This is a genomic window from Citrobacter sp. MGH106 (genome assembly GCF_001037495.1).
GTDB classification, from domain to species: domain Bacteria; phylum Pseudomonadota; class Gammaproteobacteria; order Enterobacterales; family Enterobacteriaceae; genus Citrobacter; species Citrobacter murliniae.
The window spans coordinates 1,677,950-1,690,220 of record NZ_KQ089822.1 but is presented as its reverse complement, the minus strand read 5'-3'; the positions used below and the strand labels follow the sequence as shown (position 1 = coordinate 1,690,220).

Below are 12,271 nucleotides of genomic sequence, written 5' to 3'. Positions count from 1 at the left end.
CTTAACCTCTGTGCAATGTCGAATTCAATGCTGTGCCATGTTCCAGCCGTGACGCAGCAGGTTTATTACGATTCAGGTAACCAATATTGTTATTACCCCAAAGCGATTCATACGGCATGCCCGACAGCATCTCTACGGTAGCGCGAACCTGTGGCGTGAGCGTTTCCGGCATCGCCCGACCCGACTCACGCATTTTCGCAGTCTCTTCACGCAGGATGCTATGCGTTTGCAGGTTTAGCTTGAAACGCAGGGAAACGAGGAATCCAAGCGCCAGAACAATCAGCGTCCCGCAACTCAGGATTAACAAGATGGTATGGCTGACCGCCGCAGGTTGCGTGCTTTGACCTGATACAAATCCAGACATCTGCATGACAATCCCCACCAGCATGACGGCTCCCGCCTGTGAGGCTTTGCGCGTTAGCGTCATAATGCCCGCGAAGATCCCTTCGCGACGCTGACCCGTAATCACCTCATCAACATCGGCAATATAAGTGTAGGTATTCCACGGTACGTAATTGATGCCGCCACGCCCCAGACCAGCCATGGCGGAAACCAGCAACAATAAGGTATAAATATCGCTCAACCCGGAGTAATACAGCACTGCGTAAGAGAGTGAACTCAAACCAAACAGCACAACCACCATTCGGTAAGACGGCGCAGGTCCAAAGCGGATGCACAGCGGTATCATGGCGATAACCGCAATAAACTGGAAGATAGCCATCGTCCCCAGCAGATTCGAGGCCATTGAGGCATCCTGCATCAGCACGAAAACAACGTAATAAGTAAAGACTGCATTAAAGACGTCCTGCGCGATGTAGCCACCCAGATACATGCCCAAATGTTGGCGGAAAATCCTGACCCGCAGCGTCGAACTTAGCTCGACAAACAGACGGTTCATACTCTGACCAAAGCTCAGGCTTTTCTTCTCTTCTTCAGCCCGAAGCGCTGCTTCGGTCCATTCCTCACGCGGGCGCTCCCAGGTAAAAAACCATACGAAGGTTAGCATCAGCGCACACAGCACCGAAAACACCAGACTCGCATAGAAAAATGAAACAGGGTTGTCTTTACCAAACAGAGTGAGCAGCACTCCCGGTAAGAACGAGGCAAGAATGGCTGACATTTGCGCCATTGAAATGCGTGCGCCAGAAAACTTGGTTTTCTGTTTAAAGTCATCCGTCATTTCCGGTACCAGTGTTTCATAAGGCACCAGAATCATGGTGTAGACCACATCAAACAGCAGATAAGTCAGCAGGTAATACCAGAACCCCATATCGCCAACCCACATTAGTGAGTAGCTAAAAACACAGGGAATACCCAGAAGAATAAAGAATTTACGGCGGCCAAAACGCTTGCCAAGCCAGGTCGAACCAAAATTATCCGTTAAAAAACCCATTAACGGACTAACCACCGCATCCAGCACCCTGGCGGTGGCAAAAATAAACGTCGCCTCGATAGGTGTCAGTCCACAGAAGGTAGTGTAGAAATAGAGTAACCATGCGGCGGTTAGCGCCGTTGTCCCCGCTCCTAAAAAGTCACCTGAACCGTAAGCAAAATAATTTACCAGACTAATTTTACGCGTGTTCATTGCCGTTACCCCTGCAAATTAATGGGAGGCCCCGCAATCCTCGTTTTGACATTGGGCATCCTTACAGGGTCACAGTAAAAGCTAACAGTAAGTGAAACCTTTCTATTTCTGCCAGCAATTCTGACGAAATGGCAACAGCACAAAGAGTCCGGCAACGTACGTCACCTATTTTATAAAACAGCGTTTCTTTTTAATCAAAGAGGTAGGTCAAAATTGCGAGGAAGCCAGCAGTTTCATCTGCTGGCTGATATAACGAAGGGAATTAACGGTAGTTCACAATCACCTGGTTACTTTGAACCTGCAAAGCCGGGATCAGACGTCCGCCACCGGGGACTTCCCAGACAAAATGCATCGGCTCAACGGCGGGAACATTGTTAAACCCGTGAGTCGTCCCGCTTTGCCCGTCAAGCTCGACACAGCGGGACTGAGAACATAAACGTACCCGTAATCCCGCAGGTGTTGGACCATTCAGCTCGTAACGCCAGGCTACCAGAGTCATCAACCCGGAAACTGGCTGGCTGGAGACAAGCGGTGCTGATGAGGCTGACTCACCACGATAATTTAAGGTAATGCCCATACCGCTTGCCTGCCAGGCGCCTTCTCCGGCGGCCTGCACCGCCAGAGGAAAGAGTAACAGCCAAAGAAACTTGCGCATTATTTACCCCCAATGGTCGCAGTCATGCGGATATGGCGGTTATCGGACAGCTCCATGTTCGACAGCACCACCAGTTGCGGTATGCTGCGACGTAGAAAGCGGGCCAGTAACGGACGCAATGCATGATTAACCAGCAGTACCGGCGGCGCCCCCAGCATCTCCTGACGTGATAATGCTTCCTGAGTCTGCGCCAGAAGTCGGTCTGCCAGCCCTGGCTCCAGACCACCACCGCCCTGTAATGCTTGCAACAGCAAACGCTCAAGTGGCGTATCAAGGCCAATAACCTGAACTTCTTCGTTACCCGGGAACCACTGCTGAGTGATCGCCCGCCCCAGCGCAACACGCACCACAGCGGTAAGTTCATGCGGATCGTTCTGTAAAGGCGCGTGCTCAGCCAGCGTTTCGAGAATGGTGCGCATATCTCGAATGGGCACTTTTTCATCCAACAAATTCTGCAGAACTTTATGCAGCGTGGTCAGCGTCACGACGCCTGGCACTAAATCTTCAGTCAGTTTTGGCATCTCCTGCGAAACGCGATCCAGCAGCTGTTGCGCCTCCTGACGACCAAACAGCTCGGCGGCGAACTGACCAATCAAGTGATTAAGGTGGGTGGCGACGACGGTACTGGCTTCCACAACCGTAAAGCCCTGAATTTGTGCCTGTTCTTTTAGCGCGCTTTCAATCCAGATAGCATCCAGACCGAAGGCCGGGTCGACCGTTTTTTCGCCTGGCAGCGACCCGGCTGCCGTACCAGGGTTGATTGCCAGCCAGCGCCCCGGATAGGCGTCACCGCTGCCAATCTCAACGCCTTTCATCAGAATGCGATAGCGGGCGGGTTGCAGATCCATATTGTCGCGGATGTGTACCACCGGCGGCAGGAAGCCCATATCCTGGGCAAACTTCTTGCGAATGCTGCGAATTCGCCCCAGTAGCTCGCCATCCTGCTGAAAGTCCACCATCGGGATCAGGCGATAACCAACCTCCATTCCCAGAGAATCTTCCAGTTGCACATCGTTCCATGTGGCTTCCACCACCGAGTTATTTTCCGGCATCTTCACCGACTGAGGTTCCTCTGGCGCTTTTTTCTCACGACCGCGCAACCACCAGGCAAGCCCCAGCAACGCTGCGGTAAACATCAGGAATACCAGATTGGGCATCCCCGGAACCAGACCCAATAAGCCGAGTACCGCAGCACTGAGCAACATGACGCTGGGGTTACTGAACAGCTGGGTAACCATCTGTTCACCGACGTCCTGATCGGTACTCACGCGGGTTACGATAACGCCCGCCGCTGTAGAGATAACCAGAGCAGGGATTTGCGCAACCAGCCCGTCACCAATAGTCAACAGGGTATAACTTTCTGCCGCGCTTCCCATGCTCATGCCATGTTGCAATACCCCTACCAGCAAACCGCCGATCACGTTGATAACCATGATCAAAATACCGGCGATGGCATCTCCGCGCACGAATTTACTCGCACCGTCCATTGAGCCGTAAAAATCCGCTTCCTGCGTCACTTCTGAACGACGTTTTTTAGCCTCGTCTTCACCAATAAGTCCGGCATTCAGATCGGCGTCAATTGCCATCTGTTTGCCCGGCATCCCGTCCAGCACAAAGCGCGCGCCGACCTCGGCAATACGCCCGGCACCTTTGGTGATAACCATAAAGTTGATAATGACGAGAATAACGAAGACCACGATACCGATAGCAAAGTTACCGCCAACCAGAAAGTGACCAAAGGCCTCCACTACCTTTCCCGCCGCTGCCGAGCCGGTATGACCTTCCATCAAAATAATACGTGTAGATGCAACGTTCAGCGCAAGGCGTAACAATGTAGTGAACAGCAAAATCGTCGGGAAGGCGGCAAATTCCAGCGTACGCTGGGTAAACATAGCCACCAGCAGTACCATGATCGACAGCGCAATGTTAAAGGTAAACAATAAGTCGAGGATGAAAGCCGGCAGCGGCAGCACCATCATCGACAGGATCAGCAGGATGAGGATCGGCCCGGCAAGAATTTGCCATTGCGTGGATTTCAGATTGTTGGGCAGACGCAGCATCGCGACCAGATTAGCCATCAGTATTCTTCTCGTTCATGAAATCCAGTGCTTCTGGCACTGGAAGATTTCCAGGTTGTGGTGGACGCGTTCCGCCGGCCAGACGCCAGCGTTTTAGCTGCCATACCCAGGCCAGTACTTCTGCGACGGCCGCATACAATTGGCCAGGTATTTGCTGACCAATATCAGCATGGCGATATAGCGCACGCGCCAGCGGCGGTGCTTCTAAAGTGGGAATACGATGCTCAGCGCCAATTTCACGAATACGCAAGGCCACCAGCCCTGCGCCTTTGGCAATGACTCTTGGCGCACTCATTTTATTTTCGTCATACTGCAAGGCGACCGAGTAGTGCGTGGGGTTGGTCACGATAACATCCGCTTTCGGCACATCCGCCATCATGCGACGCTGCGCTGCGGCACGCTGCATTTGGCGAATTTTTCCCTTCACATGCGGATCACCTTCACTTTCTTTAAACTCATCGCGAATATCCTGGCGTGACATCCGCAGCTTTTTAATGTGGCTATAAATCTGGAAAAAGACGTCAAACCCCACCATCGGAATGACCCCAAGCACCACCAGGAGTGCGCACATACCGACTAAATCCAGGGCATTACCCATCGCCGTCACCGGCGACTCGGCCATCAGACGCATCATCTCCGGCCAGTTATGCCAGAGATAAAATCCGGTTACGCTGCCAACCAGCGTGGATTTCAATATCGCTTTTAACAACTCCGCCCCGGTTTGCGCTGAAAACATGCGCTTAATACCCGGCAGCGGATTTAACTTCGAGAATTTGGGTTGCAGCGATTTACCACTGAAGATCAAGCCTCCCAGCATCACCGGAGAGATCAAAGCCACCAGAACCACGCCGGTAATCAGCGGTAACAGCGCAACCATGGCATCTTTAATCAGCAGGATGATTTGGCTGAGGATCAAGTTAGGGTCATTGACCATACTGTGATCAAAGCGCAGACCGGCAGACAACATTCCGGCCAGTTTACGGGCAAGCGACTCCCCACCGATCCAGATAATGCACACGCCCACCAGCAAAATAAGCAGTGAGGTAAGCTCTTTGGAACGGGGGATCTGCCCCTCTTCCCGCGCTTTTTCAAGTCGGTGGGGTGTGGGGGCTTCTGTTTTGTCGTCGTCGCTTTCTTCTGCCACGCATCAGACCCTGGATCGAGAGATAGGCGAGAATGATGCCAGAACAGTAATCCAGCAATGGGAAGAGTAAGCGGTAAAAAAGATGGGATTTATAGCTTTAACGCCAATTAGCAGCTCCGGCCTACATGCAAGTGTAGGCCGGATAAGATGCACGGACATCTCCATCCGGCAAATACGTATCAGAATCCGAGACTATCCAGCAGGTCGTCCACCTGATCCTGGCTTGCCACCACGCCGGCTTTCGAAGTATCAACCTGTGGGCCGTTGAGCAAGCTTTCGTTTTCGCGTTTTGGACGAGCGCCCTGCTCCGGAATATTCTCCAGCAGCACCATCAGCAGTTGACGCTCAATTTCCTGAATAACATCCATCATACGCTTGATAACCTGACCGGTCAGATCCTGGAAATCCTGCGCCATCATGATGTCCAGCAATTGGGCGTTGGTAAAGCTGGTATGACCGGGGACATCGCCCAGGAACTGTCGGGTGTCAGTGACCAGTTCACGGGCATCGGACAGCTCAATAGGATTTTCGAACCATTCATCCCAGCGTTTGGTCAGGGCTTTGGCCCCTTTTTCCATCGCATCCTGGTGCGGCTGCGAGGCTTCCACGCTGTTCAGTGCGCGCTCTGCCGCTTGCGCGGTCATCTGTACAACATAATCCAGACGATCGCGCGCATCGGGAATCGCTTCCGCCGCTTCTGCAATCGCCTGATCCAGCCCCAGTTCACGCAGGCTGTCACGCAGCATTCGGGTTAAACTACCGATGCGCGCGATGATATCCCCTGCTGAATGTTCATCAACAGGTTTAATTTGTGGTTGCATCATCATCACACCCTCACATGCCCAGTTTCTCAAAGATTTTATTGAGTTTCTCTTCCAGCGTAGCTGCCGTGAAAGGCTTCACAACATAACCACTGGCGCCAGCCTGTGCTGCCGCAATGATGTTTTCTTTCTTCGCTTCAGCTGTCACCATCAGCACCGGCAGGGAGGACATGCCACCATCTGCACGAATAGTTTTCAGCAGTTCCAGACCGTCCATATTGGGCATATTCCAGTCGGAAATAACAAAACCAAACCCACCCGCCTGCAGCTTGTTCAGCGCATCCACGCCGTCCTCAGCTTCTTCAACATTGTTGAATCCCAGCTCTTTAAGCAGGTTACGCACAATGCGACGCATGGTGGAAAAGTCATCCACAACCAAAAATCTCAGCTCTTTATCCGCCATAAAATACTGCTCCTCATTAAATACGTATTGCCTGTCCGGCACTGATTTTCGCCAGCATCTGCTGGCTTACCTGGCTAAGATCGACCACTTCGCTCACGCCACCCATATTGATGGCCTCGCGCGGCATGCCGAACACCACACAACTTGCTTCGTTTTGCGCGATAGTCCAGGCGCCAGCCTGGTGCATCGCTAACATTCCGGCTGCGCCATCGTTACCCATCCCCGTGAGGATCACTCCCACGGCATTGCGCCCCGCGTGTTTTGCTACCGAATGAAACAGCACATCCACAGAAGGCCGGTGCCGGTTCACCGGCGGGCCATCATGAATTTTGATCTGATAGTTGGCTCCGCTGCGGGCCAGCTCCATATGTTTGTCGCCAGGTGCGATATACGCATGCCCGGGTAAGACGCGCTCCCCGTCTTCTGCCTCTTTCACGCTGATCTGACACAACTTGTTCAGACGTTCGGCAAACGACCGGGTAAACCCAGGCGGCATATGCTGCGTGATAATCACCGCCGGGCTGGAAAGCGGCAGTGGTTGCAGTACATGGCGTATAGCTTCCGTTCCCCCGGTCGATGCGCCAATGGCGATCAGTTTTTCAGAACTGAGCAGCGGCACAGCTTTCAGCGTCGCCGGCGCAGAAATCGGCTTATGCGCCGCCAGACGCGCGCGCGATGCGGTACGAACTTTCTCCGCAATCATCTCGCTATAGGCCAGCATCCCTTCACGGATCCCCAACTGTGGCTTGGTGACAAAATCAATAGCACCCAGCTCCAGCGCCCGCAGCGTCACTTCAGAGCCTTTTCCGGTCAAAGAAGAGACCATCACCACCGGCATCGGGCGCAAGCGCATGAGTTTCTCGAGAAAATCGAGACCGTCCATGCGCGGCATTTCCACATCCAGGGTCAGGACATCGGGATTGAATTTTTTGATCAAATCCCGGGCTACCAGCGGATCCGGCGCAGTTGCGACCATTTCCATATCACTGTGGCTGTTAATAATCTCGGTCATGATTTGACGCATCAATGCGGAGTCATCGACCGACAATACCCTGATTTTACTCATGCTTTATCCTTACCTAGCGCATACACCGTCTGTCCGCGCAGGCTAAACTCGCGCACGAGGTTGCTAAAGTTTTCTGAATGACCGGCAAATAACAGTCCGTCAGGTTTAAGGAGTGGAACAAAACGGTGCAAAATGTCCTGTTGAGTCGTTTTATCAAAATAGATCATGACGTTACGACAAAATATGGCGTCGAATGGACCGGGCACGTTGTATTTTTTATCCAACAAATTCACACTGGAAAACTCAACATGACTCGCCAGTTCTTGTCGTACACGGACCAGTCCTTCATGTGGCCCGGTACCGCGCATGAAATAACGCTGCAGCTGCTGTGGCGACAGGGTTTTCAGTTCATCAAGGCGATAAATTCCGTTTCTGGCCTTTTCCAGCACTTCAGTATCAATATCGCTGGCAAAAACGCGCCAGCGCCCCGGCGCCATACCTAAGGTATCAGCCAGCGTAATTGCAATACTGTAGGGTTCTTCCCCTGTAGACGCCGCCGCGCTCCAGACGCGGTATTCACCGTTGCGTCGACGAGCGTGATCAGACAGCACCGGAAAATGATGCCCTTCGCGAAAAAAAGCGGTCAGATTGGTGGTCAGGGAGTTAATAAAGGCCTGCCACTCAGCACTGTTCTGGTTAGCTTCCAGCATGCTGAGATAACGACCAAAATCATCCAGTTCCAGAGTACGTAACCGACGAACCAGGCGGTTATAAACCATGTCCCGCTTGTGGTCGGCCAACACGATCCCCGCGCGCTGGTAGATTAATTGACATATCCGACGAAAATGCGCGTCAGACAGCGCGAGGCGCTGTGTCATCTGTAACAATAATGACGTTTGCCCGGAGGGCAGAGATGATGTCATAGCGCCTTCTCAATCACATTCAGGATACAACAGGTACAACCTTTGGCTGCGCCAGTTCTCGTTGTACTACGGTTTGCTCTTCAAGCTTAAAAAACGCGACGCAAGCTGAGAGATGATCGGCCTGATCGGCCAGTTGCCCGGTAGCAGCGGCTGCCTCTTCGACCAGTCCGGCGTTTTGCTGCGTCACCGAGTCCATTTGGCTGACGGCCTGCGCCACCTGCTCAATTCCTCTACGTTGTTCATCGGAGGCCGAGGCAATCTCCCCCATAATGTCGTTAACCCGGGTAACCGAGCTGACAATCTCTGTCATAGTGCGCGCCGCCATATCCACCAGTTGCGATCCCTGATGCACACGGGTGACGGACTCCTCAATCAGTCCTTTGATTTCTTTCGCAGCCTGCGCGCTGCGGCTGGCCAGATTACGAACTTCCCCAGCCACCACGGCAAAGCCACGCCCCTGTTCACCTGCACGGGCGGCTTCTACTGCGGCGTTGAGTGCCAGAATGTTGGTCTGAAAAGCAATGCTGTCAATCACGCCGATAATGTCGCCTATCTTTTGCGAACTGGCTGTAATCTCATGCATCGTACTGGCGACTTTAGCCGTCTGTTCACCACCTTTGTGCGCAGTGTCTGCGGCACTTTTCGCTATTCCGGATGCCTGGCGCGCATTATCGGCATTCTGTCCAACGGTGGCGGTAAGCTGTTCCATACTGGCTGCTGTTTGAGCCAGCGATGCAGCCTGCTGCTCGGTACGCGAAGACAAATCGTTATTGCCCATCGCTATCTCCGAGATCCCGGTATGCATCGCGGAACTGCCCTGGCGAACATCATTCACCGTTGTGCGCAGCGCCTGTTGCATCGACTTCAGGCTGGCAAAAATAGCTGATATTTCATTACGGCCATACACCGCAACCGGTCGTGCGAGGTTCCCCGCCGCGATGCTGTCGAAATGACTACCAATAATAGCCAGCGGCTGCACAATCATTTTGCGTGACCAGAACAATCCCGCGGTTGTTAACAGTACTGCCAGCACCAGCATGCTGGCGAAAATCACCGCCGACATATGGTAATTACGCTGGCTATGTTCCCCTGCCGTCTGCAAAACACGGTCAATGTTGCTCTGCCATGCGTTAACGTTCTTATCAAAATCGTCCTGAGACGCCTGCACTGGCGCAGTCAAAAAATCTGACAACTGATTACTTTCAAGCCAGGTCGCCTGATGCTCCAGATCGCTATGCCACTGGATGAAACTTTTCTCCGTCGCGTTTTGTAGCGCGTTCCCTTCTCCCGCATTCTGAGTCGTCGCCATAAAACGTTTAAACAGCAATCCAGACTGCGCCAGGCTATCTCGCGCAAGGATCATCAGCGCTTTAATCTCCTCTGGCGGATAGCTAAGAGCAGTCAGCGTCCCGGCCTTGTTTAACGCTGTACTGGCCTGTAATAACACAGCGCGGGTTTGCGCCAACGCAGCGCGTTGCTGATTACTCTGTTCGACCTGATTGAGACTCTGAAAACCGTCCCGAAATGCCCAGAAAGACAAGCCATTACTGCCAATCTGCAAAACACCGCAGAGGATTAAAATCAAAAACAGCGTGGTCGAAATTCGAATACGATTAAACATCAACGCTCCCATCAGGCGGCGCGGGCCGCGGTTCAACTATCAGTCAAAATGTTTCCCAATTAGTGTCTTGTTCGGTAGCCGTCTGTCGCGGATGCGACGCCGGAGCCGTTGTTGCAGAAGGCCGGGTATCACGCAATTTAGCCGACACTGGACGTGATGCCAGGCGGAAGGTTGATACGGACTGGGTTAAGCGACTGGCCTGTTCTTCCAGTGCTGCTGCAGCGGCGGCGGACTCCTGTACCAGCGAGGCGTTCTGTTGCGTCACGCGGTCCATCTCAGATACGGCAAGCGCAACCTGGTCTATCCCGCGACTTTGTTCATCAGAAGCCGAAGCAATTTCACCCATAATGTCAGTGACGCGCGTCACTGCATTGACGATGTCATTCATGGTTTCTCCGGCGCTTTCTACCAGAACAGAACCGGTATCGACCCGCGAGACAGAATCTTCAATTAAGGCTTTAATCTCTTTCGCCGCCTGCGCGCTACGGCTCGCCAGGTTACGCACTTCTCCCGCCACCACCGCAAAACCACGGCCCTGCTCACCTGCACGGGCGGCTTCTACCGCTGCGTTCAACGCAAGAATGTTGGTCTGGAATGCGATACCGTCAATGACGCTGATGATGTCGGCAATTTTCTTCGAACTGTCGGCTATTTCGTGCATGGTGTTAACCACACCATCAACCACTTTGCCGCCATGTTGGGCCGTATCGGAGGCGCTTTTCGCCAGTTGAGATGCCTGACGCGCGTTATCCGCGTTTTGCTTAACAGTTGCCGTAAGCTGCTCCATGCTGGCTGCGGTTTCTTCCAGCGCAGAAGCCTGCTGCTCAGTACGGGATGAAAGGTCAGTGTTGCCACTGGCAATTTCACTGGTGCCGGAATAAATCGCATCGGATCCTTCACGCACCAGCGTTACCGTTTCAATCAGCGAACGCTGCATATGATCGACAGTGCTTGCCAGTTCGCCGATTTCATTACGCCCGCTGACGGTCAGCGATGTTGTTAAATTACCGCTGGCAATCTCACGAATATGGGCAATAACGCGGGACAACGGGTTGAGCAAGGTATGACGTATGCCGTACCAGACCACCACCAGAATCAGCACCAGTACCACGGCCAGAATACCGAGCTGCCACTGGGCAAAGTGGTAATCCCGTGCACTTTCATCAAAAGCATGCAGGTAGAGTTTTTCGCTAACGCTGGCATATTTTCCTAACGCTTCACCGAGGGCGTTTTGCATCCCCTGAGTAGGCTGAGCGAAATATGCATCCATATTGCCGCTTTCCAGGAACTGAACCAGCTCCGCTAACGCCGCATGATACTGCTGATATTTCTCATCAACGTTGCCGCTGGCTTCTGCCATATCAGGCAAAGGTGTGATGTTTTTAAAGTTTGCGTAATGCGCTTCTGCTTGCGCCAATGTGCCTTTCGCATTCTTCAGCAGATCGTTTTTCGCGCTGCTCTGCTGATTAGATGCGTCCATCATCATGCGCGCCGATGAACGGCTCAGGTTAATGCGCGTTTGCAGCATTAAGTCCCATGTTGAGGTGAGTTCACTTTGCTGCTGTCGAAGATCGTTTGAAATAACAAAACTTTGCTGGTTCTGTTGCAATGACGAGAACAACAGACCACCGGAAACAAGCTGTAGCAGTGCGAAAACCCCCAGCACCATCATCAGCATTGTTACAACGCGGATACGGTTAAACATAAGGCACCTTCCTGAAAACGAGTTATCAACGTTATCGGCACTCACTGAGATAACTTTACGTTTGCGAAAAGGAAAACCTGGGGGAAATGAACGGCTGAGGCTGATGTGAATACATTAACGTGCTGACGCCACAAATCGCCAACAAATAAACACCATAATTATCATGTGTATAACACGAGAAAACGGTTATTACGACGACTAACTGACCATCACTGAATGCCACTATGTGATTCCGATCACATAATCACGCCTCAAATACCACAACAAAATGGATAAAAAATTAAAAAAAGTTGTATCCGAGTACGCTTTAATTCAATTTATATGATGAAT

General features: G+C 52.4%; 10 protein-coding genes. All 10 read right to left on the bottom strand.

Annotated features, from left to right (window positions below; all coding sequences use genetic code 11):
- Window position 1 precedes the first annotated feature (1 nt).
- Complete coding sequence (locus SK36_RS07995; RefSeq protein WP_048221254.1) at window positions 2-1,585, bottom strand: MFS transporter; 1,584 nt, start codon at window positions 1,583-1,585, stop codon at window positions 2-4.
- Between the two features lie 262 nt (window positions 1,586-1,847).
- Window positions 1,848-2,240: a flagellar protein FlhE gene (gene flhE / locus SK36_RS07990; RefSeq protein WP_045444162.1), complete on the bottom strand. Its 393-nt coding sequence runs from the start codon at window positions 2,238-2,240 to the stop codon at window positions 1,848-1,850.
- A complete protein-coding gene (gene flhA / locus SK36_RS07985; RefSeq protein ID WP_045444164.1) occupies window positions 2,240-4,318 on the bottom strand; it encodes a flagellar biosynthesis protein FlhA in 2,079 nt (692 codons plus the stop codon). The genes flhE and flhA overlap by 1 nt, the downstream gene beginning before the upstream one ends.
- Window positions 4,311-5,462 carry a flagellar biosynthesis protein FlhB gene (flhB, locus tag SK36_RS07980; protein ID WP_045444166.1) on the bottom strand — a complete coding sequence of 384 codons (1,152 nt, stop codon included), beginning with the start codon at window positions 5,460-5,462 and terminating at the stop codon, window positions 4,311-4,313. Before flhB ends, flhA begins: the two co-directional genes overlap by 8 nt.
- Window positions 5,463-5,641: 179 nt before the next feature.
- Window positions 5,642-6,286, bottom strand: coding sequence for a protein phosphatase CheZ (cheZ, locus tag SK36_RS07975; RefSeq protein ID WP_045444169.1), 645 nt, complete (start codon window positions 6,284-6,286; stop codon window positions 5,642-5,644).
- A gap of 10 nt (window positions 6,287-6,296) precedes the next feature.
- Window positions 6,297-6,686 carry a chemotaxis response regulator CheY gene (cheY, locus tag SK36_RS07970; protein ID WP_045444172.1) on the bottom strand — a complete coding sequence of 130 codons (390 nt, stop codon included), beginning with the start codon at window positions 6,684-6,686 and terminating at the stop codon, window positions 6,297-6,299.
- Between the two features lie 16 nt (window positions 6,687-6,702).
- Entirely contained in the window at window positions 6,703-7,752 is a 1,050-nt protein-coding gene (cheB, locus tag SK36_RS07965; protein ID WP_045444175.1) for a protein-glutamate methylesterase/protein glutamine deamidase, read from the bottom strand.
- Window positions 7,749-8,615, bottom strand: coding sequence for a protein-glutamate O-methyltransferase CheR (gene cheR / locus SK36_RS07960; protein WP_045444179.1), 867 nt, complete (start codon window positions 8,613-8,615; stop codon window positions 7,749-7,751). Before cheR ends, cheB begins: the two co-directional genes overlap by 4 nt.
- Window positions 8,616-8,634: 19 nt before the next feature.
- Window positions 8,635-10,236, bottom strand: coding sequence for a methyl-accepting chemotaxis protein IV (tap, locus tag SK36_RS07955; RefSeq protein ID WP_048221253.1), 1,602 nt, complete (start codon window positions 10,234-10,236; stop codon window positions 8,635-8,637).
- Window positions 10,237-10,279: 43 nt separating this feature from the next.
- Window positions 10,280-11,941, bottom strand: a complete 1,662-nt coding sequence (gene tar, locus SK36_RS07950) for a methyl-accepting chemotaxis protein II (protein WP_045444183.1) — start codon at window positions 11,939-11,941, stop codon at window positions 10,280-10,282.
- Window positions 11,942-12,271 lie beyond the last annotated feature (330 nt).

Coding starts and splice junctions, on each gene's coding strand:
- tap (WP_048221253.1), bottom strand. CDS start 10,236: ATGTTTAATCGTATTCGAATTTCGACCACGCTGTTTTTGATTTTAATC.
- cheY (WP_045444172.1), bottom strand. CDS start 6,686: ATGGCGGATAAAGAGCTGAGATTTTTGGTTGTGGATGACTTTTCCACC.
- cheR (WP_045444179.1), bottom strand. CDS start 8,615: ATGACATCATCTCTGCCCTCCGGGCAAACGTCATTATTGTTACAGATG.
- tar (WP_045444183.1), bottom strand. CDS start 11,941: ATGTTTAACCGTATCCGCGTTGTAACAATGCTGATGATGGTGCTGGGG.
- cheB (WP_045444175.1), bottom strand. CDS start 7,752: ATGAGTAAAATCAGGGTATTGTCGGTCGATGACTCCGCATTGATGCGT.
- SK36_RS07995 (WP_048221254.1), bottom strand. CDS start 1,585: ATGAACACGCGTAAAATTAGTCTGGTAAATTATTTTGCTTACGGTTCA.
- flhE (WP_045444162.1), bottom strand. CDS start 2,240: ATGCGCAAGTTTCTTTGGCTGTTACTCTTTCCTCTGGCGGTGCAGGCC.
- flhA (WP_045444164.1), bottom strand. CDS start 4,318: ATGGCTAATCTGGTCGCGATGCTGCGTCTGCCCAACAATCTGAAATCC.
- cheZ (WP_045444169.1), bottom strand. CDS start 6,286: ATGATGCAACCACAAATTAAACCTGTTGATGAACATTCAGCAGGGGAT.